Source organism: Saccharolobus solfataricus (assembly GCF_900079115.1).
In the GTDB taxonomy this organism is placed as follows: Archaea; Thermoproteota; Thermoprotei_A; order Sulfolobales; family Sulfolobaceae; genus Saccharolobus; species Saccharolobus solfataricus.
In genome coordinates this window covers 953,173-976,868 of the sequence record NZ_LT549890.1, presented here as the reverse complement: position 1 = coordinate 976,868, position 23,696 = coordinate 953,173, and the positions used below count along the sequence as shown (strand labels likewise).

General features: G+C 34.6%; 27 protein-coding genes. 12 read left to right on the top strand and 15 right to left on the bottom strand.

All coding sequences use genetic code 11. The features are described 5' to 3' along the window. Positions 1 to 22 precede the first annotated feature (22 nt). Entirely contained in the window at positions 23 to 517 is a 495-nt protein-coding gene (locus tag SSOP1_RS05620) for a hypothetical protein (RefSeq protein WP_009989739.1), read from the bottom strand. Between the two features lie 52 nt (positions 518 to 569). Between SSOP1_RS05620 and SSOP1_RS05615 the strand changes: the two genes are divergently transcribed. Further along, entirely contained in the window at positions 570 to 992 is a 423-nt protein-coding gene (locus SSOP1_RS05615) for a glycine cleavage system protein H (protein WP_009989738.1), read from the top strand. After that, entirely contained in the window at positions 982 to 1,308 is a 327-nt protein-coding gene (locus SSOP1_RS05610) for a hypothetical protein (RefSeq protein WP_009989737.1), read from the top strand. The genes SSOP1_RS05615 and SSOP1_RS05610 overlap by 11 nt, the downstream gene beginning before the upstream one ends. Here the strand turns inward: SSOP1_RS05610 and SSOP1_RS05605 are convergent. Together SSOP1_RS05605 and SSOP1_RS17890 are read right to left on the bottom strand one after the other, a co-directional pair. Continuing rightward, the gene (locus tag SSOP1_RS05605; RefSeq protein ID WP_009989736.1) at positions 1,289 to 2,425 is read right to left on the bottom strand and encodes an MFS transporter; all 1,137 of its coding nucleotides are present in this window, start codon (positions 2,423 to 2,425) and stop codon (positions 1,289 to 1,291) included. The genes SSOP1_RS05610 and SSOP1_RS05605 overlap by 20 nt on opposite strands. Positions 2,426 to 2,429: 4 nt before the next feature. Next, entirely contained in the window at positions 2,430 to 2,750 is a 321-nt protein-coding gene (locus SSOP1_RS17890) for a hypothetical protein (RefSeq protein ID WP_009989735.1), read from the bottom strand. Between the two features lie 202 nt (positions 2,751 to 2,952). On the opposite strand from SSOP1_RS17890, the gene lrs14 reads away from it, so the two are divergent. Continuing rightward, positions 2,953 to 3,336: an Lrs14 family HTH-type transcriptional regulator gene (lrs14, locus tag SSOP1_RS05595; RefSeq protein ID WP_009989734.1), complete on the top strand. Its 384-nt coding sequence runs from the start codon at positions 2,953 to 2,955 to the stop codon at positions 3,334 to 3,336. 207 nt (positions 3,337 to 3,543) lie between these two features. On the opposite strand, the gene SSOP1_RS05585 is transcribed toward lrs14, so the two are convergent. Then, complete coding sequence (locus SSOP1_RS05585) at positions 3,544 to 3,843, bottom strand: hypothetical protein (protein ID WP_009989732.1); 300 nt, start codon at positions 3,841 to 3,843, stop codon at positions 3,544 to 3,546. A 53-nt stretch (positions 3,844 to 3,896) separates the two neighbouring features. On the opposite strand from SSOP1_RS05585, the gene SSOP1_RS05580 reads away from it, so the two are divergent. Beyond that, the gene (locus tag SSOP1_RS05580; protein WP_009989731.1) at positions 3,897 to 4,193 is read left to right on the top strand and encodes a hypothetical protein; all 297 of its coding nucleotides are present in this window, start codon (positions 3,897 to 3,899) and stop codon (positions 4,191 to 4,193) included. Between the two features lie 7 nt (positions 4,194 to 4,200). Here the strand turns inward: SSOP1_RS05580 and SSOP1_RS05575 are convergent, their stop codons facing one another. Together SSOP1_RS05575 and SSOP1_RS05570 are read right to left on the bottom strand one after the other, a co-directional pair. Further along, complete coding sequence (locus SSOP1_RS05575) at positions 4,201 to 4,665, bottom strand: DUF2258 domain-containing protein (protein ID WP_014511619.1); 465 nt, start codon at positions 4,663 to 4,665, stop codon at positions 4,201 to 4,203. Between the two features lie 34 nt (positions 4,666 to 4,699). Continuing rightward, positions 4,700 to 5,428: a hypothetical protein gene (locus tag SSOP1_RS05570; protein WP_009989729.1), complete on the bottom strand. Its 729-nt coding sequence runs from the start codon at positions 5,426 to 5,428 to the stop codon at positions 4,700 to 4,702. Positions 5,429 to 5,517: 89 nt separating this feature from the next. Here SSOP1_RS05570 and acnA point away from each other — a divergent pair, with 89 nt between their 5' ends. The 3 genes from acnA (at position 5,518) to SSOP1_RS05555 (ending at position 10,224) form a co-directional block, all read left to right on the top strand. After that, positions 5,518 to 8,085, top strand: a complete 2,568-nt coding sequence (gene acnA / locus SSOP1_RS05565; protein WP_009989728.1) for an aconitate hydratase AcnA — start codon at positions 5,518 to 5,520, stop codon at positions 8,083 to 8,085. Continuing rightward, positions 8,069 to 9,343 carry a ribonuclease FAU-1 family protein gene (locus SSOP1_RS05560; RefSeq protein WP_009989727.1) on the top strand — a complete coding sequence of 425 codons (1,275 nt, stop codon included), beginning with the start codon at positions 8,069 to 8,071 and terminating at the stop codon, positions 9,341 to 9,343. The genes acnA and SSOP1_RS05560 overlap by 17 nt, the downstream gene beginning before the upstream one ends. Positions 9,344 to 9,672: 329 nt before the next feature. Next, positions 9,673 to 10,224 (top strand): hypothetical protein, encoded by a 552-nt coding sequence (locus SSOP1_RS05555; RefSeq protein WP_009989726.1) that lies wholly within the window; start codon positions 9,673 to 9,675, stop codon positions 10,222 to 10,224. Here SSOP1_RS05555 and SSOP1_RS05550 read toward each other — a convergent pair. The 3 genes from SSOP1_RS05550 to SSOP1_RS05540 are packed head-to-tail and all read right to left on the bottom strand — an operon-like array spanning position 10,214 to position 12,802. Further along, positions 10,214 to 11,356: a vWA domain-containing protein gene (locus SSOP1_RS05550; RefSeq protein WP_009989725.1), complete on the bottom strand. Its 1,143-nt coding sequence runs from the start codon at positions 11,354 to 11,356 to the stop codon at positions 10,214 to 10,216. The genes SSOP1_RS05555 and SSOP1_RS05550 overlap by 11 nt on opposite strands. Before the next feature lie 10 nt (positions 11,357 to 11,366). Continuing rightward, on the bottom strand, positions 11,367 to 12,176 hold the full coding sequence (locus tag SSOP1_RS05545) for a metallophosphoesterase (RefSeq protein ID WP_010923195.1): 810 nt from the start codon (positions 12,174 to 12,176) through the stop codon (positions 11,367 to 11,369). Continuing rightward, positions 12,173 to 12,802 (bottom strand): FHA domain-containing protein, encoded by a 630-nt coding sequence (locus SSOP1_RS05540; RefSeq protein ID WP_009989723.1) that lies wholly within the window; start codon positions 12,800 to 12,802, stop codon positions 12,173 to 12,175. The genes SSOP1_RS05545 and SSOP1_RS05540 overlap by 4 nt, the downstream gene beginning before the upstream one ends. A gap of 54 nt (positions 12,803 to 12,856) precedes the next feature. On the opposite strand from SSOP1_RS05540, the gene SSOP1_RS05535 reads away from it, so the two are divergent. Next, on the top strand, positions 12,857 to 13,927 hold the full coding sequence (locus SSOP1_RS05535) for a VWA domain-containing protein (protein ID WP_009989722.1): 1,071 nt from the start codon (positions 12,857 to 12,859) through the stop codon (positions 13,925 to 13,927). Further along, complete coding sequence (gene trm10, locus SSOP1_RS05530) at positions 13,924 to 14,850, top strand: tRNA (adenine(9)-N1)-methyltransferase Trm10 (RefSeq protein WP_009989721.1); 927 nt, start codon at positions 13,924 to 13,926, stop codon at positions 14,848 to 14,850. The genes SSOP1_RS05535 and trm10 overlap by 4 nt, the downstream gene beginning before the upstream one ends. Positions 14,851 to 14,876: 26 nt before the next feature. Here trm10 and SSOP1_RS05525 read toward each other — a convergent pair whose 3' ends face one another. Then, positions 14,877 to 15,194, bottom strand: a complete 318-nt coding sequence (locus tag SSOP1_RS05525) for a hypothetical protein (RefSeq protein ID WP_009989720.1) — start codon at positions 15,192 to 15,194, stop codon at positions 14,877 to 14,879. Positions 15,195 to 15,232: 38 nt separating this feature from the next. Between SSOP1_RS05525 and SSOP1_RS05520 the strand changes: the two genes are divergently transcribed. After that, positions 15,233 to 15,970 (top strand): CoA-transferase subunit beta, encoded by a 738-nt coding sequence (locus SSOP1_RS05520; RefSeq protein WP_009989719.1) that lies wholly within the window; start codon positions 15,233 to 15,235, stop codon positions 15,968 to 15,970. Here the strand turns inward: SSOP1_RS05520 and SSOP1_RS05515 are convergent. Next, positions 15,945 to 16,706 carry a CoA transferase subunit A gene (locus SSOP1_RS05515; protein WP_029552521.1) on the bottom strand — a complete coding sequence of 254 codons (762 nt, stop codon included), beginning with the start codon at positions 16,704 to 16,706 and terminating at the stop codon, positions 15,945 to 15,947. The genes SSOP1_RS05520 and SSOP1_RS05515 overlap by 26 nt on opposite strands. Before the next feature lie 138 nt (positions 16,707 to 16,844). Here SSOP1_RS05515 and SSOP1_RS05510 point away from each other — a divergent pair, with 138 nt between their 5' ends. Then, positions 16,845 to 17,306: a MarR family winged helix-turn-helix transcriptional regulator gene (locus tag SSOP1_RS05510; protein ID WP_014511618.1), complete on the top strand. Its 462-nt coding sequence runs from the start codon at positions 16,845 to 16,847 to the stop codon at positions 17,304 to 17,306. Here SSOP1_RS05510 and SSOP1_RS05505 read toward each other — a convergent pair whose 3' ends face one another. Genes SSOP1_RS05505 through SSOP1_RS05495 form a run of 3 tightly spaced genes read right to left on the bottom strand, consistent with a single transcriptional unit; the run spans position 17,307 to position 21,681 of the window. Beyond that, positions 17,307 to 18,503: an ABC transporter permease gene (locus tag SSOP1_RS05505; protein WP_009989716.1), complete on the bottom strand. Its 1,197-nt coding sequence runs from the start codon at positions 18,501 to 18,503 to the stop codon at positions 17,307 to 17,309. Continuing rightward, positions 18,500 to 21,007, bottom strand: coding sequence for a COG1361 S-layer family protein (locus SSOP1_RS05500; RefSeq protein WP_009989715.1), 2,508 nt, complete (start codon positions 21,005 to 21,007; stop codon positions 18,500 to 18,502). The genes SSOP1_RS05505 and SSOP1_RS05500 overlap by 4 nt, the downstream gene beginning before the upstream one ends. Further along, complete coding sequence (locus tag SSOP1_RS05495) at positions 21,004 to 21,681, bottom strand: ABC transporter ATP-binding protein (RefSeq protein ID WP_010923191.1); 678 nt, start codon at positions 21,679 to 21,681, stop codon at positions 21,004 to 21,006. Before SSOP1_RS05495 ends, SSOP1_RS05500 begins: the two co-directional genes overlap by 4 nt. 68 nt (positions 21,682 to 21,749) lie before the next feature. Here SSOP1_RS05495 and SSOP1_RS05490 point away from each other — a divergent pair, with 68 nt between their 5' ends. Then, the gene (locus SSOP1_RS05490) at positions 21,750 to 23,087 is read left to right on the top strand and encodes a class II fumarate hydratase (RefSeq protein ID WP_009989579.1); all 1,338 of its coding nucleotides are present in this window, start codon (positions 21,750 to 21,752) and stop codon (positions 23,085 to 23,087) included. Positions 23,088 to 23,113: 26 nt separating this feature from the next. On the opposite strand, the gene SSOP1_RS05485 is transcribed toward SSOP1_RS05490, so the two are convergent. Then, positions 23,114 to 23,671 carry a hypothetical protein gene (locus SSOP1_RS05485; RefSeq protein ID WP_029552519.1) on the bottom strand — a complete coding sequence of 186 codons (558 nt, stop codon included), beginning with the start codon at positions 23,669 to 23,671 and terminating at the stop codon, positions 23,114 to 23,116. Positions 23,672 to 23,696: the final 25 nt, after the last annotated feature.

Genomic DNA, 23,696 nt, shown 5'->3' with positions numbered 1-23,696 from the left:
AATTCATTTAAAACTCTTTTTCTTACCTTATAATTTTAAGTCTCTTAAGTGAGGATATAGCGTCATCCAAATTTTCAGAATATAAGAAGGGAGAGTACTTAGAGCAATCTTGATATCTCTTCACACAAATAACTTTAATTCTAGAATCAAAAAACCTCGCAGATAACAAATCTAGGGGAGAAGAAGCTAAAGTTACTACTTGTAAAGGATCCCATCCAGTGACCTCGATTAAAATCCTATACGGCTCTCTTGATGGTTTAGTTTTTCCTCTATTAGCTATAACGTAAGTGGGTTTCAAGTTAATTCTTTCCAAAATAGCCTTTGTAGTGATTTCGTCATAGGGAGAGAGTATGGCTAAATTCGCTTCTCTAATTCTATCGTAGACTTTAATCCAGTCATCATTAACCTCATACGTAATGGGTAAGCTAATTTGATCTCCCTTATAGATCTTGTAAAGTGAATCAGTTAGGTCTATTTTTAGAATTACACCATCTAACCAAACTGCGAAATTAACCATAATTATGGTTTACTAAATAAAGTTTATAAGCTTAAAAATATGTCAAATATTTATGAAGATCCTAGGTTTTACATTCCCTGACGATTTACTTTATGAACCTGAAAAACATGTGTGGGTAAGAATAGAGGATAATAGTGTAGTTAGTATAGGTGTCACTGATCTAGGACAATATATGGCTGGTAAAATATTCCAAGTTACGGCAAAGCAGAAAGGTGAGAAAGTAAATGGAAGAAGCGTGCTCTTCTCTATTGAAAGTGCAAAGTGGATAGGTAAGTTTAGGTTGCCAATAGAGGGTGAAGTCTTTGACGTAAATGAAGAAGTAGTAAAAAACCCTTCAATAATTAATGAAAGACCCTATGATAGTTGGATAGTTAAGATAAGGGTAGAGGATATGGATATTATAAAAAGAACTTTCAAACCAATTCAAGAGGTATACAAACAATTTGAGGAGGAGGCAAAAAGAGTTGTTAGATGATAAAGAAATACTGTTAAGCGCATTAGATAAGGTTGATAAGTTTTACGTTTACCTTGCCGGAATAAATAGTAGTGAGATACTTCTGGTTACTACATTAAACGTTCCTAATGAAATCGAGGTTGAGGGAAAGAAATTTAAGGTAGTTAAATATCACCCTGAAGATTATTTAAGTCAAGTAGTGGAAAAAGAAGATGAGATATTTCGAAAATATAAGATATACTATTTTGTGAAAGCTTATATGAGAAAGATACTTGATACGCTTTCCTCCGCAGAAGTGGAACGAATGAGCTTAGATCTTAAAGATAATCTCTCATAAATTTAAGTTTATAGTAAAAAATTAAAGAAAGAAAAGAAAACACGCTAACAAAAGTCCACAAATATGTATAAGTAAATAAGTTTATTAGAAGAGGAGCAATTATGGACCCAACTATACCGCTAAATTGCCAAAAGAAGTTAGCAAGGCCAGTTACACTACCACTCCTTTCTTTTCCTCCGATTACAGCAACTGCTGTAGAGCTTGTTGGCGTTATAACGAACCTAAAGAAACCTAAGGCTAATGCGTCAATACCAATAACTATCACATTTTTTGAAAACGAAAAAAGGAGTAACGAAAAACTATAGAGAGTAATAAACGATAGAAAAGTCCTTTTAACACCTAAAGATTTTATTATATAACCAGCTAGAATAGTAGAGAAAATTCCAGTTAATGCAGTGAATGAGTAAATGATACCCGCCGTGTATTCGTTTCCGACTACACTAAGTAAATACTTGTAAAGATATAGAACAAGGATCCAATATGTTAAATAGAATAAAAAACCTCCAACTGAGATATATATGGAGTTTTTATCCTTAACCACATCCTTAAATTTAATTATACTTTTAGATAACTTCAAGGAAGGAAGATAGAGGAGAGCTAAAATACCTAAAATTATAGAAAGTGCAGTTATAAAATAGAACGAGAACTCCCAACCAAATGTTAAAGCTAAAAAGGGTATTATAACTCCCGAAGCTACGATGGATAAAGGCCAAGATATACTGTAAATACTCATGGCAATCGGTAAGTCTCTGCTATCAAAGGATGCACTCAAGAGTTTTACTGTAATAGGATAAATCCATCCAGCTGAAAAACCCATTAGAAAACTGGCGACATATTCAAGCATAATGAGAGGAAAAGTCGATGAGATAAACGACGTAATTGCCACACCTAATAAAGAGAGGAAAAGTAGGTGATTTGCAGAAATACGATCTGCTAACATCCCAGAAGGAATTTGGACTAGAATATAGCCCAAGAAGAAAAGTGCAAATATTATACTATCTTCAGTAGTAGTAGTTTTTAACGTAGAAAGAGGCGCTACAATACTCCAAGTCACTCTGGAAAAATAGGAGAGAAAAAATGAGGATGCTGAGAGAAAAATTACTCTCTTCGCTTTCACAGTTTTAAAAACATACTGGTAAGTTAAATAACCTTCGTGACTTACTACAAACTAGACAGAACAGCATTGGATCTATTTTCTCCTTATTAATTATTCTCGAGGACAAAGAATCGATCATTTGACTAATTTCTTTGTCTTCTCTGATTTTCTGGATCTTTTCCACACTATCCTTCTTATGTCTCTCATACGCAGTAATCGACATGTTAACACATCTGCAAGCCTCTCGAAGTGGTTGGCCCTTACTTAGCAAACTAATTATTAACGCAACCTTAAGAGCCGGAACGATATTAATATATCCATCTTCACAATATGTGGAGTAACGCATATATATTATATCTCTTCACGAAAATATTTAACAGTATTTATTATGAATATTTATATTTGACCATTAATGGAGTTTATCGTAATAATAAGCTTTCATAGAGTATATTTGAAATATATTTGTATACTTTTATACACAAATGTATATTTAGATATACACGACTTTTTTAAGTAAGTAAGCTAAATAGATATATGGTGAAAAACAAATGGCTGAAAAAGTAAGGTTCCCTGATGGAAGGGAAGTAGATATACACGATTTCATAGCATTCATGTACGGTCTATCTAAAAGCGATGTAGAAGTATTACACATACTACTACAAAATGGAAAGATGACTACTGATGATCTCTCCCAGAAATTAAATGTAACTAAAGCGTCTATAAGCAAGGCACTAAATAACTTACTTGACAAGGGCTTAATACAGAGGGAAAAGGCTCCAGCTGAAAAAGAGGAAAGAAAAGGAAGACCAAACTACATATACTGGGTAGAAAAAGAGAGATTATATAGGAAATTGGAGGCAGATCTAGAAAAACTTGCAGGAACTGTTAAAGAGGCATTACAGAAGCACACCGCATTAGAAATAGTCATTTAAACCTTTTTCAGCAAAACTATATCATATGGCTGAATTCAAGTCTATAAGACAAATTTTATCTATTCCTAATTTTGGTACTTGTACTCAGTGTGGGAAAGAGGTAGAGTACGCTGAGTTTATTTTAGTACATAAAAATAAGGCTTATTTATTTTGTTCTAAATCTTGCTTTAGGAAATGGTTAAGAGAAACTAGAGTACATTACGGTGATTAAGGAGTAGTTCCTTGTTCTTGTTTCTTTTCCTCTTTCTCCGGCTTTTCCTCCTTCTTTGGTTTCTTGATCCTCTCTATAGTAATTTCGAAGAAGTACTTTACTTGATCACCTTCACACTGCTTAGTAATTAAAGTCTCAGACTTACTTAATGGAGTACACTTTACTTGATCTTCTCCTACTACTTCATCTATAAACTTTCTTGCATTAACTAATTTTCTGAATTTCCTCTCTATGGTTATAGGATCTCTCCCAGCTCTTTCAATCTTAGCCTTCAAATTGTACTTTACAACTTTCATATCTCATGCTACTCCATACAGAGTTATAAGTTTGATTATAAAATATACTTAGTATGTTACCAATATTGACTACTAGCGGAATAGTTTCAATTATTATAGCATTTTTGTTGGGGTTACTAATAGGTTTTTTAGTAAAAAAGATTATACAAATAGGCCTCATACTACTTGCCATCGTTATAATACTAATCGCAGTCGGTTACATAACGCCTCAAGATGTAATAAACTTCTTACATACATTATCGGCAAAATTACCTTCAGTAATTTCGAGCGCAGAGAACTTGAAATCTGTAATTCCATATACTTCCATAACATTCATTATAGGATTCATAATAGGGATAATAAAAGGGTAATTGTTTTTTACTTTAAAAGGGATAATATATCCTCTAATTTTTTCTTTAATTCTAAAATTTCTCCTTTTAATCTTTCATTCTCACTTATGATATCCTTATACTTCTCCCCACACTGTTCTTCAGTAATATATCTCAAGATTCGTAAATTACTAAAAATTAATTTTTTATTTCGATCATCATATTCAGCATCTACTGATATTCTAATAACATCTAATTTACCTAGCTTCATCTCCTCAACAATTTTAGTATATAACTGCTTATTCAGCTCACTCACATCCCTAATAATAACTTCCTTAGGAGCTATCTTACTAAATGCTACTAATGCTACTCTTCTTAACTTATCTGCGTATCTAGCAGCAATAATGAGCCCAGTACTTAATTCAAATCTATTTTGACCTAACACAGAAACCCTAGTTGTTGTTTGTTCATATTCTTCTGCTCTTTCCATATCACGGTTAATCTCTTCGCTCATCAATTACTATAATATCATTTTACAGTAAAAAATTTTATGCTATCTTCGTTTCCCTATTTAAGCTATCCTTTACCGTAACCCTACCATCTTCTTTGTATGTAACTTGTATAGGATTCTTAACTACTTGTAAAATTTTAGATGGCTTAGTACAGCTGATTTTTAACTCGCTACAGATAGCCTCAACTATCTTGTCCAAACTCCATAACGATAGTGGGGCTTTCCTACGTCTAATTAACACTATATCTGAAAATTCGTTACATATTGAAAGATTTAGTTCTCTACATCTATCCCTCAAGTCATCATTCCTTAATGGAATAGTCTTTAGATCAGTACACGATCTCCATTGTATAATACTTCTCAAAGCCCTAAAGGAGTTTGAAACAGCGGAAATCTCATCTTGCCTTAAAAAACTTGAAACTGATAATGATAAGAGGGGAAAAATTGATCTTCTAATCCTTTCACATGTAAAGTCATTTAAATTGAATTTAACGCTCTTAGGAAATTGACCACAGACTACGTTAGAATCGTAAAGCAAATAATAACAGATTGGATCACCTTTCTCACATAGATCTATGAAACTCTTTTCAGAAAGTTCAATTGGAGAATAGCCTAAACTCGCAAGCTCTAGTATTAAGTATTTATCCTCAGATATGAGGAAAACGTTTATATCTGAGATACCCTCTACGAAATCCTCTTGCCTTGTGTACGATCCAAAATACGCAAGTAGTTTAACTTTCTTGCAGATCTCTAAAATCTCGCTCACATATAATACTATTATGTAGCGTAAATATCTTTAACACTGACAATCGTTTTATAAACTAATTTTTTTGCTTTGAATGAGTCTGTTTATATATGCCAAATAAATTTTCATACAAAGGCTCAGAGATATATTATTATCCCTTAAAAGAATTGGAAGAGAAAGGTTACAAAATAAGTGATCTACCCTATTCGATAAGAATACTTATCGAAAATGTATACAGAAATCTAGATGGGAGTAAAATTACAGAGGAAGATCTTGAGAATATAACAAAATGGAAAATAGGAGAGGAATTAGCTTTTATGCCAACTAGAGTTGTAATGCAAGATTACACTGGAGTTCCCTTACTAGTGGATTTAGCTGCGATGAGGGAGAAGATGATTCAACTGAAAAGGGATCCCAAAATGATTAACCCAGTGGTCCCTGCTGACCTAGTTATAGATCACTCAGTACAAGTTGACTATTATGGCACAGTTTACTCGCTAGAGTTTAATATGAAAAAAGAATTTGAAAGAAATTTAGAAAGATATCAGTTTTTAAAATGGGCTCAAGGTGCTTTTAGGAACTTAAGAATAGTTCCTCCAGGTAAGGGTATAATTCATCAAGTAAACTTAGAGTACCTAAGTACTGTAGTCGCAAAGGCTGAAGTCAAAGGTTTATTAACAGCGTTTCCAGAGGTAATAATTGGGACAGATTCTCACACTACTATGATTGAAGGTCTGGGAATCCTAGGATGGGGTGTTGGCGGATTAGAAGCAGAGGCTGTACTTTTAGGAGAACCATACTACCTTAATGTACCAGAGGTAATAGGTGTGAGATTAACTGGAGAAATTCAAGAAGGGGTAACTCCTACTGATGTGGTTCTTTACATTACAGAGTTATTAAGGAAAAAGAACGTCGTAAGTAAATTTGTTGAATTCTTCGGACCATCCTTATCATTACTTTCAGTACCGGATAGGGCGACCATAGCTAATATGGCACCAGAGTATGGTGCAACAGCAGCGTACTTCCCGATTGATGATGTAACGGTAAGCTATCTTGAACTCACAAACAGAGATGGAGAATTCGTTAAGAAATACGCCCAGTTACAAGAACTATTTTATGACGATTCTAGGAAGATAAGATATAGTGATATAGTAGAAGTGGATTTAAGTAAGATTGAACCGGCAATTGCGGGACCTAGAAACCCTGATGAGAGAATCAGCTTAAGAGAAGTTAAAGGAAAACTGAGCAAAGAGAAGAAGAAAAAGGGCAAATATGTTGAGGATAACGCTGTAGTTTTGGCTGCAATTACCAGCTGTACAAATACTTCTAACCCTACTGTAATGTTGGGTGCAGGTATCTTGGCTAAAAAGGCTGTTGAGATGGGATTAAGAGTACCTCCCTACATCAAAACGAGTACTGCACCTGGATCACCGGTTGTAGCTGAGTACTTAAAGGAAACAGGGTTACTACCATATTTAGAGGCCTTAGGTTTTCACTTAGTTGGCTTCGGATGTACTACGTGTATAGGCAATGCAGGACCTTTACCAAAATATGTGGAGGAAGACATTAAGGAAAACGGTATCGAGACCTATGCGGTAATTAGTGGAAATAGGAATTTTGAAGGTAGAATAAACCCGCTACTAAAGGGTACTTTTCTAGCCTCTCCGATATTAGTAGTTGCTTATGCATTAGCAGGGAGAATTGATATAGATTTCTACAATGAGCCTATAGGATTTGATCCTAATGGGAAACCAGTATATTTAAGAGACATCTGGCCTTCTTTAAAGGAGATAAAAGCTTACGTGAACATGGCCTTAAAACCAGAATTATATAAAAGGAATTCCAACATCTTTGAAGGAAACGAATTATGGAACTCATTAAAGACACCACAAGGAGACATATATAGTTGGGATGAGAAGTCTACCTACATAAGGCTGCCCCCATGGTACAGTGAAGAAAAACAAGAGGAGTTAGATGATATAACTAACGCTAGAATACTTTTACTACTGGGAGACAAGATAACTACTGATCATATTTCGCCAGCTGGACCAATTACTCCAGATTCACCCGCAGGATTATACTTAAAGCAATTTGGTGTGAGCGATCTAAATACCTATGGTGCTAGAAGAGGCAACCATGAAGTAATGTTAAGAGGAGGATTCTTCAATCCTAAGATGAAGAACCTATTAGTGGAAAAAGAAGGAGGGTATACTGTCCACTTCCCAGATAGAAAGATAGCTAGTGTGTATGAAGTGGCAATGCAGTATAAAAAGGAAGGTGTACCTCTAGTAATAGTAGCTGGTAAACAGTATGGAAGTGGAAGTTCAAGAGATTGGGCGGCAAAAGTGACTAAATTGTTAGGAGTCAAAGCTGTCTTAGCAGAAAGTTTTGAGAGGATACATAGGAGTAACTTAGTAGCTATGGGTGTAATACCTATACAAATTCCAGACTGGAGAGACTTGGGAATAAAGGGAGATGAGACTGTTAACATAAAGGGTATTAAGGATCTCAAACCCAAAAAGGAATTAACCATAGAGTTCGTAAAATCTAATGGCGAGAAAATAACTACTAAGGGAGTTGCAAGAATAGATAATAACGTTGAACTAATGTATGTTAAGAAAGGAGGAATATTAAATTATGTGCTCGAGAAATTCTTAGAAAATGAAAGGAAGAGTTAGAATAAGGGGAATCTACGCTACAGCATTAACGTCAATTTTTTCCTCTCTTTCATACGAAATTGTACAACAATCTGTGGAAATATCAGAACGATTTATGCAAGAAATTAATAACTTATCAGCTGATATCACAATAAAGGATTTTGAGGATGATAGAGGCAAGATCATCGTAATGGGAAATGGAATTATAGAAGATGACTTACGTAACGTTTTTAAATACTCATTCCATTGGAGAAGCCCAGTTAAACTATACTCGGTAATAGAAATAGACGAAAGTTGCACTTACGCTAACTTTAAAGTAGAACCTTGCTTGAGAGAGGGAATCGTTATAAAACCACCTTATGACGGAAAAATAATACTAAGTGAAACTAAGGCCGTAAGTAAATACGCTATTGTATGGAGAGGGAAGGGAATAACTACTTTTTCAGAGCACATCGTTGATGAGGAAGAAAAAATGAGGCTATTAACCTTGAGTTTACCTCTTAATAGAAAAGGATATAATGTAAAGTGGAGAAGTAATGCAAAGTATGTCGCATTAAATGAATTGAAAGAGGATCTAGAAAGGTTAATATTAAGGTATGAAAATAGGGAGTTCAGAGATCAAGGAGAGGATTTTTATTTAATAACTCTTTCATTACCGGATAAACTGTATTTAGATGAGGTTAGAAAGAATGTAGTTGATACTGTTAAGTATCATCATATGTTAAAGTTAAGCTATAATAGGGAAGTTGATTCTTTGGAAAAGGATAAGAAAGGTTCTCTCGGTAAATTATTGGAAGGGCTAATCTCAGATTTCTTGAAAATTGAACACATTAAGGCTGATGGAAAGGTAATTTATTTGAGAGGTGGAAAGGTAATTGAAAAGGAAGTTAACGATAACGGATATAGAATAGTCCTTAGGCGTGAGTTTGAAGGTAACGGGATTCTAGATGGTATAGGTAAGAAGATAGAGGAGGGTGATTACGATATTGTAGAATATAATTCTGATAAGTGGTATCAGATACATAAGTATTATAGTGGTATAGATAACTCACTAAAGGGAGTCTACATTAATATATCAACACCACCGGAATTACTTAGAGGAAAAATAAGGTATTTGGATCTAGAAATAGATATTGCAATTAGAGATTCAGAAATAGCATTATTAGATGAAGATGAACTAAATAAAAAGAGTATTTACATGCCCTCTTCGCTAGTAAATAAAGCTAAGGAAGTTGTAAATTATCTAATAAATCGAATTCAACAAAATAAGTTGAGTTGATAAAATTATAGATTAAGATCTTCTATGGGGATTCAGATATCCATTGCGAATTCACTTTATTTCAAAGATTACTACGAATTTAATTGAATGAAGACGATTAACTAGGAGAGATACATGACTACCAATATTAACATTTTTACAACGTATTATTTACAAATTACAATTCGCAAAAGACACCTAAATCGCTTTCTTCTATAAATTAAACACCGTAATCGATTAAAAACTATTCAACTTTCTAGGGAAATATATAATGATAAATTAGGTTTTTGTTTATTCTGATCAACGATAAATAAGAAATAATTAAATATTGCCGAGGAGAGAATATACATATGAAACTAAATGGAATTGATATCTCGTCTATAATTGCTGCTGAAACCGGATACATAATAACCAGGTATGAGTTCATAGATTCCTTTGCAGAGGAATTTCCAGCGTACGTGTCATATGATCTAACCAATAACGCTCTACGAAAGCTTATAATATTTGATCCTCCAAAAGTTGGTTTTAACTTCTATCCTAACTACAAGTATAAAATAAAGGTGAAAAAGAGTGCTGAAACATTATACTCACTTAAAGGCAGTGATAGAGTACTGATAGCTCTGAAAGCCTACAAAAAGGTTATAGGAGAAATGAACGTATTAATGACGAAACTATATTTCCTTGGTTTAAAGAACGGAAAGCCCTATCGAATGTTAATTTTAAATGACGTACCAATTATAGCATCAGATAAAAGGGAATTGATCGACAAATTAATAGGTTATTTAAAAGAAAATTACAATATTACAGTTTCTAATATACCTATAATAGTAGATGGTATAGAATATAGGGAAAGAAATGATGTAAGAATTTTAGATGTGGATTACGCTACCATCATTCCCTAAGCTTTCTAGTAACCTCACTAGTAACCTCTTTTGATAACCTCTTAGTCTGTTCAACTGTACCTATCCTTTTAGTGGTCTCTAAACCTTCAGACAACCTTCTAGTAGTCTCCATGAAGTCTATTCTTCTGGTCTGTTGGGCTATTTCATTTAGTTGGTTAAGAGTTTTCGTAGCTTCAACCAATTGTTCGGCTTGAACTTGTTTCGCGTATTTATCCAATAGTTCATAGTATCTATATTCATTTATCACGTCATTGTTTATGCCAGATACAAATGTATTTTGATCTTGTGCTTTCCTAACTTGAATAACTTGCAAAAGTGATTCTGGCTTATTAGTTACCGGATCTTCATAATTGACTTTCACAGTTAAGAAGTTACCCTCATAATTGGCTGGTAAAATGGTTTCTCCAAAAATTTTAATAACGTTCTCTATCCCATTTACTTTTACTGGTGTTGTTACATAATTCAAAAGTTTTACGTTACCCTCAGCAGTTATATCAACCGTAACATTCTTTGCAGCTATTTGCGTTACAGCCTTTTGAGGAAGCTTTTGCGGTATTTCGTTAGCATCTGAAATATGATACATTACCCCTCCCGTCTTATCACTAACACTTTGAAGTAGTTGTTCATTATAGTCGTCACCAATTCCAAATGAATAGACCTGTATTTTTTCATAATAGGGTAACTTTAGATAATTCCCAATATTCGTCTCATCTGTGGGATTTCCGTCAGTTAACAGTAATAGATAGGTTGGCATTTGATACTTCTTAGCTAAACTATTTGCAGTTAAGATCGCTGTATATAGTGCCGTTTGACCTCCTGCTGTTATCTGCAATATCTCATTCGTTAAGTCTAAAGGATCAACGAATTCCTTAATCACGTTCACATTTGATGAAAAAGTGATGAAGGAAACCTTATTGCCATTAGGTATTCTTTTGAATAATTCTATGGCACCTTGTTTAGCTAACTCTATTTTATATCCCGTCATAGACCCGCTTGTATCAAGGGCTACTATGTAGTGGAAACCAGTTGCAGAGCCTAATTTCTCTGGAACTAATAATACCTTAAAGATATACCTAACATCTGCATTAAATGAGTACTTATGGCTTGTATCTACTCTTAACGAAAGGGTCATATCACATCACCTAAACATACGCGTAATCGAATTCACCATCCTTTTTTAAAACTAAAATTCCAGCTCTCATATGATGATATCTACTAGAAAAAACTGTAATCACTTTACCACCCATGTCAGTTCTAAAACCATCTGCAGCTTCATGTCCTCTTATTATACCTTTTAGAGAATTATTCTCCAAAAAATTATCAACGACACGTTTTCCAAAGAAATATATCCCCTCCCCCCTTATGCTAGGTAAGAAGTCTAAATCGTCAATTCCTTCTCTCGGATCATTCCACAATAATTGAAAGGCTATCGGGTTATCTGGATTTACATCTGGTCTGGGCAATTTCTTAATCTCCTCAACCTTCTCTAAACCCATTGGTAAACCTCCATGAATACAAAAATACCCATTGACCACTACTGCATAGGGCATATAGGAGAAGAGATCCACAAACATTTCATAGTTTTCTTCCCCTAACTTTTCCTTAACCTCCTCCTTAAATCCGTAGTACTCATTGGTTATTGGACTCTCGTGGTTCCCTCTTAATACTATATATTTATCTGGCTTCTCTATCATTTTACGTAAGATTAATAATAAGTTACCTAATTGATCCTCCCCTCTGTCAACATAATCCCCTAAAAACACTACTAAATCTGCATTCTCAGCGAAATCAGAAAAAACCTTACTGGTAACGTCAATCGCGCCGTGGGTATCTCCTACAAAAACTACATTACCGTCAACTTCAAAATTCCCCACAAATGGTGAATCATACTTGGATTTATAAATCTCTATAGCATTACTTACGACGCTCTTAACTTCGTCTAAATTCATCATTCTCCCACAATTCTCACTACAGTGTTATTACCTAATTTTATAATTGAATTATGCTGAACCTTGATCTTCCCCTTTACTGGCTGGAATACTTTACCATCATAAACATAAGTACCATTAGTACTATTCAGATCCTCTAGATACAACTCGTTATTTTCAAAACTAATAATTGCATGTTTTCTAGACACTTCAGGATCTGGAATCACTATTACGTTTTCGGGACTTCTACCTATCGATATTGAGGGAAATATATCGAAATCTAAAGGTAGTTTAGTCTTATTGAATGCTGGATTAGGAGTATTAATGAAAAGAAGATAGTACTTACTTACAGTAGTTGTGGCTGATTGAGGTTGTTCAGTTTTTGCAGTTTCACTGGGTTGTTCAACTACCACTTGCTGAGGTGCTTGTTGTTCAGTCACTGGCTGTTGTTCTGATGTTGCAGATTGTTGAGAGAGTTGATTCTGATCTGCAGGCTGCTGCTCTACAGACTGTTGTCCGCTTGCTTGTTGTTCAACGGGAGGTGCTGGAGGTTGCTCTACTTGTTGCTCTGGTTTTTTAGTACCACATTTGATGCAAAAGAGGGAATCGTCCGCATTTTCATAACCACAGACTGGACATCTCCATGTCATGTTTGTATAAAAGGCGTCATAGTACTTAAAAATTTCTACTATAATATCTTAGATATGGCTATTGCTATTAGCCTGAAACAATCACATACTTACGTTTATAGTGATAGACCAACCGAAGTAGGCTTTATAGTTTATATAGTTCCTCAGCAAGGTGCAATAACAAGTAGCATACACTATATCATAATGATTGATAATAGTCCATCAATGCGTGGTGAAAAGCTAAATACTGCAGTACAATCAGCCCAAAAGCTTTTATATAGTCTAAATGAGGGAGACTATGTAACGCTAATTCTATTCTCTAACCACCCGGAAATAAAGTATCAAGGGCCAGCCAAAGGAATAATAACTTTCGATGTAGGTAAAGGATATACCACTAGACTTCATGAAGCCGTTAATTTTGCCCTTAACTTAGCAAAACAATCACAAGTACCTAACAAGATCATCATGCTAACTGATGGAAAACCAACTGATAAGAGGAACGTTAAGGATTATGAAAAATTCGATATCCCACCAAACACTCAAATAATTACAATAGGTATAGGTAGTGATTATAATGAGAGAATTCTAAAGAAATTAGCAGACAAATCATCAGGAAAGTTCTACCATTTGAAAGATATCTCTGAATTACCCGATGTTTTTGAAAGCCAAAGAACCACATCGACATACGCCCATAATTTGAATTTAATAGTTCCTCAAGGCTTTATGCCTTTTAACTACGATCTCCCCATAAGAATACCTATAGTAGAAAAACTAATTGCAGTTTACGGAAGTTTTGTTATACCCGCTGGAAAGGATCCATATACAATTACGTTCACTGCAGACTATATTGACCCTATAGATAATCAAAGGAAGACTGTAACAAAAAGCGTTATTTTACAAAGGGGTAATCCGGAAGTTGTGGAAAGTCATCTGGATAGAGATGTTATATTAGAGATTAGATATTATAGATTACTAAGAGAGTACTCAGAAGCTTTAGAGGCTGGAAAAGATACGACTAAAGTTCTCAATGAGTTAAAGAGAGTTGCTGATGAAACTAGAAAACCAGAGTTAATTGAGGAGACTAAAAAGTTGAGTAATGACAGTAAGAGTGATTTATCAGAAATAACGAGAAAAATGCGACAATGATCTTAGGTAAGGCTTTCGCAAGATATCTCACAAACACTCTCGGTGTAGAGACATTAAAAATTACCACTCTAAAAAAATTTTTCAAAACAGGATATCTGCAATCAATTGCAATAAACATGCTTCTTTACGATTATGGAATATCTAAAAAACATGATTATGGTAAGCTTGCATCAGTTGAGGAAAGGATAAAGATTCTAAAAGGGAAAGGAGAGGAAATTACGGATTATATTTTTTTGAAAAATGGGGAGATAAAGATACCCAGCTATATAATACCGGAAAATCCGCAATTCATAATAGATTTAGGGAATATGGATTTATTACAAGATGAGGAGAAAATAAGTCTAGAACAACAAATACTGGTTTCAATAAAAACCATTAGGGAGTATTTGTTTGACTATAACTTGAAGTTAGCTCATACTCCAGATTCTTTCAAATTAGAAGGTAGAAATAAAATAGAAATTCTTAATTACATTCCTAAAGACAATGCTATTGTGTTAAACCCCTATGGTGACACTATCGCAAATGAGGAGATAATAAGGAATACGAAGTTTTTCATAATTGGGGGGATAGTAGATAAGGGAAGAAGGCTTAAGAATGCTACCTACGAACTATCAAGAAGATATGGATATGATGAGTTACCACAAGTCAAGATTTCGTTAAGAAACTCTACAGTTGGAGTCCCAGATAGGATAAATTCAATAATTGAAATACTATTAAAGGTAATCGTGGGATATAACCTAGAAGAGGCTATTATATCGACACAATCAAATGCAGACAAAGTGAGCAGGTTAATTAAGGAATTAAATACGTTAGATAAATTTGATTATAACACAATACTTGATTTGAAAAATTGGTTAAAAATTGATGATAGATTATTGAAATTAGCACTAAAGAAAAGTAAATTTAGGGTTCATCTCCCCTAAATGTATAGATGCCCTAGATTTTTATATCAATCAAACTCTTCTTGAATCTTCTTCCTCCCTTCAATAAACTTTCTGGGGAACGGGATTTCCTTAACTTCTTCTATCTTAATACCACTGCTTCGTAACTCCTCTATCGCCTTTTTTAGATCTTCCTCATGAGTAGCATACTTTACCGCTTCTTTCACCTTGTTAATAGAAGGGTCATTGCTCCTAAATCTTTCCGCGCTAACACTAACCCAATTATTATTGTTCTTATAAACGAAAACAACATCTTGTAAATATCCTTGAATTACGTGCTCTACACCAGCTATGTAATAATCACCTATCTTGTAAACCTTTACCATCAATATCTTTAATAACGCGTAAAAACTTAAAATTATTCATGAAAAGTTACAATGTAGATTATGTCATAAAGGCTATTTCGACATTATTAGAAGATGGAGAATTAGTCTATATTGGCCTGAACTCAATACCTTCACTAATTGCGTCTTTCATGGCCAGAGACCTTTACAGAAAAAAGATAAGAATAATAGGAGTAGCAGAAGCCTCAAATCCATCAAGAGTAGTATTATCGCCATCTACAGGGAACCCATTCTTTGTGGAAGCCTCTCCAGTTATGATTACTGCTGACGCATTCGACCTCGCACAGAAAGGTAAACTAGATGTCATGTTCTTAGGTCCAGCACAAATAGACGAGGAAACTAATGTAAATTTAACTATGATTGGAAATGAATACCATAATCCTAAAGTTAAATTACCAGGTGGAGCAGCTACAGCATTTATCCTACCTCTTTCTAGAAAGGCAATCTTATGGAACCTAAAACACTCTAAAAGATCTCTTGTCAGAAGGGTGGACTTCATAACTGGAACAGCAAAGTTTTCAAATAATAAAGTATTTGTGGTGACTAATTTGGGAGTTTTAGCATATAATAGAGAGGAAAGGAAATGGTACTTAGAGGCAATCTATCCATTTAGCTCATATGAGAAAGTAGTGGAGAATACTGACTTTGAGGTAAAGAGAAAAGATAGCGAAAGGTTAATAGATCTAACTGATGAAGATTTGAGATTCATTAATTATATGGATCCTTATAACCTTAGAAGTGCTCTAGAAACTCTATAATTTTCTCGTAATCTGCATCATAAAGTGGGAACATACTAGTCGGCTCTGCACCCTTTGGTGCGTGAACCACAGCAGTAACGTATTCTCCATTAATAGTCGGTCTCCTACCATAGAAGTAAGATCTAGGAACTATCTCTTCGGCAGTTATTATCACCTTTTTGGCTGCTTTAGCCTTGTACTCATCTTCATATAGTGGACCTAGGATTTCCGCATTTCCCTCTTCATCAGCCTTATTTACATGTATTATTGCAACATCTGGGTTGATAGCCTTTACGAGTACAACTTTCTCTCCACTAAATGGATCCTCGACAACTTTCCATGTACCTTCTCTTTCATGAATTTTAACTAGATCAGACCCTATTATTCCCCTAACCGGCATAAACGGTATACCGAAGCTCCCTGCTCTTATCCCAGCAATAAAAGCACCACAAGTATCTTCCAATATTTCAACCTCTCTTTCTTCGGTCATTTTCCTAAAATGCTTTGGAATACTCGAGAACCATTCTAAAGTAGACATGGCTATTCTCAATTTCCTTATCAATCCATATTTTAATAGGACCTCAAGACCAAAGCCAGGCTCTCTATCTATGAAATACAGATCTCTAACTCCCTTCTTCACCAAAGCATATATAAATGCCATAGGATTTCTATGTATGCTTATACCACTTATTGTAACAGAATCTCCTTTCTTCACTACTTCCACTGCTTCTTCCAGACTCAAAAGTTTACTTTCCATATTTATAATCTCTACAAAAAAGATATATATAAATACCTCCTCCACTCAAAATTAGGATATAATTCTCGTTTACGAGAAGAGAGAATGAAGACGTAATATAAATATTTCCTTTTAGATAGGATTTTGTGAGTTTTTGTGATGATGAAAAACTTTATTGTTTATAAAGTTAGATATCTAACTATGATATTAGCTACAAAGTACTCAGAAGTTTGGGATCTAATAACTGGACTGACAAGAAAGATAAATAAGGATACAGATAAGGCTCTTGAGCAAATAGGCCTATCATACTTTGAGTTCAAAGTAATGTGTGCGCTAGAGGAAGAAGGAAAAGTTCCAATGAGCAGAATAGCTGAAAAATATATGCTGACAAAGGCGGGATTAACTAGCATCATTGATAGACTTGAAGAGAAAGAACTTGTTAGAAGGGTAAGAAGTGAAAGTGATAGAAGGGTAATTTATGTTGAACTCACAGAAAAAGGAAGAGAACGATTAATGGAAAGTAGGAAGATCTTCTTAAATGTCTTATCTTCTTTTCTAAGCAAATTGTCAGAAGATGAAATAAGAGAACTGGAGAGACTCTTTAGTAAGCTTTTTTCCTAACTACTCGTATCTTAAAGCTTTATTTGGATCTAGTTTGGATGCATTGTAAGCAGGTCCTAGTGCTGCAATGACGCTTAGAATTGTAGAAAATATTAGCACTAACAACATAAAGGTAGGAGAATAGACCGGTGATACTGAAAGACCCTTTAGAAAACTAAATCCCAATCCGAAATGTTCTTGTGTTAATATTAATGCAACTACTGAACCTAATGCGAGCCCTGTTATACTACCTATGAACCCCATCACACTAGCTTCAACTAAAAACATTGTGAGTACATCAAACCTAGTAAATCCTAATGCTCTTAATATCCCTATCTCCTTAGTTCTTTCCACCACTGTTGTGAACATTGTTGTAGTTACTCCCATAAACGAAACTATGAATGACGTAGCTCCTGCAGATACTAGCAATCCGTTAAGAGATTGTAAAGTATTATCTATTAATTGTATAAATTCCTCCGCCACTACAATATCTAAAGAATTTCCAAACTTTTGTTTTATTTCATTTACAACTTCATTCACTTCTCCTAGAGAGCTCACTATTATTATGGCTCCACTATAAGAACTTGAGATTGACTGACCAAAAGATAAAGGTACTATTATTGACTTATCTATATCAACTCCGAGAAAACTTCCATATTCGTTCAAAACTCCAGTTACTAGAAATGTCTTAGTGAAATTATTCCCGTTATAGAATATAATTGTTTGTATCACTTGATTTGGTCTTATTGGACTATATCCACCTTGCGGATTTCCCAACTGATAGCCTATTGAAGCTTCATAGCTAACCTCCGCAGCTGGAAAGTAACCTGATGATAAGCTTATAGCTGGAGCTGCTATCTTAAGCTGGTTTATATTAACCGCAAATACTGTTGCCCCTTCATAGCCATTAGGTGTTCTAATTAACGCCGGAAATGAATAGAATGGAATAACCATTTTTACTCCAAGGATAGTCTCCAGTTGGAGTATGAGGTATTGGGATAATGGCAGACCCCTTCCAGTGGGGGTCACGATAATATCATAGGGTGAGAGAAAGTTGGATATTTGCGAAATTATTGTGTGTGAGTAGCCCAATACCATGGAGTTTATAGAAATTATTGTAGCAGGTCCGACAACTATCCCAAGGATAGTAAGTATTGCCCTAACCTTTCTTTCTTTTAGTGAGTTTAAAGCATAAGATATAAAATCCAGTATCTTCATTTGCGTAACCCTCTAAGACTCAAATATATTATAATAGTTATGAGAATTACTATCATCGCTATCAATAATATTGTTGTTGCTGATATTTTACCTTGAGAACTGGTTGACGTTGGATAAGATACAACGTAAGAAAATGTATAAAATGTCATATTAGGTTGATATAACTCATTTTCGTAGTTTACACTAATATTGAACTTGTATAAACCCGGAGGCAACGTTAAAGTAAAAGAGAACGGTGTTGGACTATTTGGGGGTACGTTTCCAATATAAATTGAGGAATAGTTATTAGCGGATATTGTTACATATTGTGCATTTTGTGATCCAGTATTTATTAATAACCCGCTAATTACCACTGTATCATTTACAATCTGTGCGGAAACTTGCGTTATCTCCATTTTAACGAATCCCGTGCTGAGTAAGTTTAATTGATATTGATAGGTCTGTGGAGAACCTTGGCCTAATACGTAGTTGAGGGTAACTACGATAGGTATTGACGTTGTTTGTGGAATTTGTGGTATAACATATAATGGGACAGTATAAATTAAGTGAGAAGGAAGATATGGAATGTAAAGCTGGTTTTGTGAGAGGTAAATTTCTTGTGAGGGGTAATTTAAGTCAAGCCTTATGTTATATATCGTAAAGTTAGCTAGGTTTTGAATTGCTAAGATCTCGGTGTTGTTTGTGTTATAATAAAGCGTGGTTTTAAGGAATGATATAAGTATTGGTGATTGTGACGAAGTTACTAGAACTGGAATTGTAAACGTCCTCACTATTTCATTGGTAAAATAGGTATATGTCAATTTAATTACTAGCGGATACATAGCTGGTGGTAAATCTTGTGGAGCGTATAATGTATAATAAAATGTTGCTGATGAGTTGGGCTTTATAAAGGGAACCGTATTATTTACAGATGTAATTATCTCTAAGCCTTGTGTGAGGGTTATTAGATTTACGTTATAAACATATTCCACTCCAAGGTTCACAACATTAATTGGAACTACCGCATACTCTCCATTGCCTATCACTGTTTGATTAGCCTCAATTATCACTGGAGCAGGGGGCAAAACATAAATATTATTTACGCCATCAACAGTTTTATCTTGATTGTAAGAAATCTTATAAGTGAAATTGAGTACGCCTACTGAGGCATTTGGCGTTATTTCCACTGGGATAGTTATTGGTACAGAAGAATACTGAGGAATTCCAGGTAAAAAAATGAATGGCTGTAAAGGAAATACACCATTAGGAAATTTGTATGTAATATTAACACCAGTTATTGGTATTGGTAATGGATTATAGATAACCAATGTTAAGGGGATTGTCCCTATCCCTGGAAATGGAGTTATCGTAGTATTCCAAATTGCCTCAACTACCCTAGGAGTTTCATTATAGTAGATATTTGCATATGTTAGATAAACTACTGCTAGCTTTTGGTCCAATGCACTGTAATTAACCTCTATTGGTATAGGGTATATTGAGGGTATTACCCCTTGAGGTATGTAAATCTTGAAAGCATATATTACTTTTTCTCCCGGTGATAGAGAAGTAGACGTAAAGTTTGAGGATATTGGTAGGAAGCTTGAGGGCAATTCTGGCTTTACACTAATTATAAAGCTACTAACGTTAGTTGAAATTCCTATTACGAGTGTAGTTATATTATCTGGAGTTGACTGGATGGGATCGGAAAAAATGTTAATCTTGGCTTGAGGATATATTGTTATATTTATACTTTTATTTGATTCTTGCTTGTAGAAATATTCTAGAAAGTTCGTAAATGAAAAGGAATAATTAAGACTATACACTCCCGGTTTAACAAGGTTACTTACATTTACTATTGAAGATACGAATATTGGTTCTCCAGCAGGTAAGGCTGGAATTGTAACTGTTAAATCTCTACTACCACTTTGGGTAAATATTCCCTTGGGTAAGACTACGTTTAAGGTTACGTTTAACATGGGTTCCGTCGTGGGATTAAAAACGCTAAAGGTAAGAGGTATTAAGCCTTCTCCTACTTGAGCAAATATTAATTGTTCTGTAGTTCCCCAAAATACTTGATCTAAAATTGGAAAGGTTACATTATAAATGGGTATAGTTATCTCTTGAACTATTTGGTTTTCCAAACCAGTGACTGCGTTCTGATATACTACTACTAGTGGTACATTATATGTCCCCGGTTTAGCGTTATTACTTACATCGAGGAAGAACATTATTTGAGAAGTTGTTAAGGACGATGAGGTCACTGAACCATAAGCTATGGTATTTCCTCCTTCAGATGTTATTGGCGTTCCTGATAGAACCAAATATGCGTAAATAATCTGGTATCCCAATGGCTGTGAGGCTATAACATAAAATGGCGTATCATTATAACCCGGATGTACCCTTATTGGATTTTGTGGTGTTCCCCACCCCCAACTGGATATGACAACAGTACTCTGTGAGTTTACTGGAATTATTGGGAGAGTTAATGAAAGTAACAATAAGATAATTATCAACCTATTCCTCATCTTTCTTCACCAACTATCTTTCCATCTCTAATGTATATCTTTCTCTTTGTATAACTCGCAACTTCTCTATCATGTGTTACTACTGCTATCGTAGTTTTAAACTCCTCGTTAATCTTTTTGAATATGTTCATTACAATTTTTGCATTACTACTATCCAAATTTCCGGTAGGTTCATCAGCTAATATGATCTTTGGATTTTGTGCTAATGCACGAGCTATGGCAACTCTTTGCTGCTGTCCTCCAGAAAGTTCAGATGGTTTTTTATTTATTAATCCATCTAATCCCACTAGTTTTAGAGAATTTATCGCAATTTCCTCTCTTTTCTTTTTTGGTATTCCTCTAGCTACTAATGGTAACTCAACGTTTTGTAGAACACTAAGTCTTTGAATTAGATTGAAATTCTGAAACACAAAGCCTATGTATTCGTTTCTAATTTTAGAGATCTCGTTATCACTTAGTTTAGTTACGTCAACTTCGTAAATGTATACCTTTCCTTGTGATGGTCTATCCAAAATTCCTAAGATTGATAAGAGAGTAGATTTTCCACTGCCAGAAGGTCCTAATATTGAAATAAACTCCCCTTCATCAATACTTAGGTTTATATCTCTAAGTGCAATAGTCTTAACATTCCCCTCATAGATCTTGGTAACATTTTCAAGTCTTATTACGGACATATATTGGGTATTACGTAAAGTGGGTTAAAGATTTTTTCAAAGATAATTCCTTGTAAAGATTTAATATAATGGATTACGTTCAATTAATTATGAAATATACCGATACTGCGCCCAAGCTTTTTATGAATACTGGAACCAAATTTCCTAGAAGAATTATCTGGTCTATGGGAGTTTTAAAGAAGTCCTGTGCTAAAGTCAACGCAGATCTTGGATTATTAGATAAAAAAATTGCGGATTCAATTATTAAGGCATCTGACGATTTAATTGATGGAAAATTAGATGATAAGATAGTGCTTGATGTATTTCAAACGGGTTCAGGGACCGGACTTAATATGAACGTAAATGAGGTTATAGCAGAAGTAGCTTCTAGCTATTCTAATCTTAAAGTACATCCAAATGATCATGTAAATTTTGGTCAGTCCTCAAACGATACTGTGCCAACAGCTATAAGAATTGCAGCAGTAGCTGAGGTAACAAATAGGCTACTGCCTGCATTACAGCAAATAATATCCTCTTTAAATAAGAAGGCTGAGGAGTACAAGGATGTTATAAAGGCTGGTAGAACCCATTTAAGAGACGCATTACCAGTAACTTTAGGTCAAGAACTTTCAGCCTACGCAGACGCTTTCCAGCATGAACATGAACAAGTTATGAATATTTTGGAATATGTGAAGGAATTGCCAATTGGAGGTACTGCGACTGGTACTGGGCTAAATAGCCACCCAGAATTCCAAGAAAGAGTTATAAACGAAATAAACAGAATTACCGGTTTAGGATTTAAGCCAGCTAATAGGTTTAGAGCAATGAGATTGCTCACCGATCTCTTATTATTAAGCGGAGCACTGAGGAATATTGCAGTAGACCTATATAGATTAGGGCAAGATATAAGGTTAATGTTTTCCGGTCCCTTAACTGGGTTAAATGAAATTGATTTACCTACACAAGAGGAGATAGCTGGTAGCTCAATAATGCCTGGTAAAACTAATCCAGTTACGGTTGAGGCTACTTTACTAATCTCAGCACAAGTTGTGGGATTAGATCATGCAAACCAATTCGCATCAATGTTAGGCGAATTTGAGTTATCAATGGGAATTCCATTAGTTGGTTATAATATCGTAACCCAAGTTAATTTCATCTCAGAGGCTTTAGAGAAGATGTCAAGATTAGTGATTGATGGAATGGTAGCAAATGTAGAGAAGATGAAGAGATATGCTGAATCCTCTCCTTCACTTATAACCATAGTATCTCCAGTAATAGGCTATGATAAAGCAACAGAAATAGGAAAGAAGTTAAATAAGGGAATGTCCATACGTGAAGCATTAAGGGAATTAGGATATAGCGATAATGAGATAAATAAAATATTAGACTTAAGCAAACTAGTTAAACCAGGGTTCACAGCTAAATGAGAAAAGATAAACGTCCCAAGGGTAGGTTACCTCTTTTTAACACCTTCTATTATCCAAAATCCTTCCTTCTCCTTTACCATGGCCACTTTAAATTTACTGGACAGCTTTCTTAAACCTTCTAATGGATCAACTCCGCCAAATAACTTATCACGTAAGATCATGTAAACCTTAGAGCCGCTTTTAACTACCCTATATACCTCTCTAATTATATCTAGATCAAGAACCTCAAAAATTATTGCAGAATTAAACGATGAATCTCTAAAAGGAAATGGATATGTGAAAATAACATCCTTAAAAGATATACCAGAACAGTTAGAAGTTCCAACACAAATTGCGTCTTGATTATGTAAAGGTAATTGAATCGGAATTATATTGGTTAATCTATTTTTATCAATAAGAAAATTGGCGTAATTTTTCAGAAATAAAACTTCACCTTGCAAAAAATCTCTTCCAATAAGAACATCAAGTTTAGGTATATCTGATATCTTTCCGTAAGCTAAGCTTATAATCTCCTTAGATCCATCTATTACCTCTAGCTTAATTGCATTATTAAGGTTAGTAATGTAGCCATTACTGCCTATCAGATAACCTACTTTCACATTTTAAGCA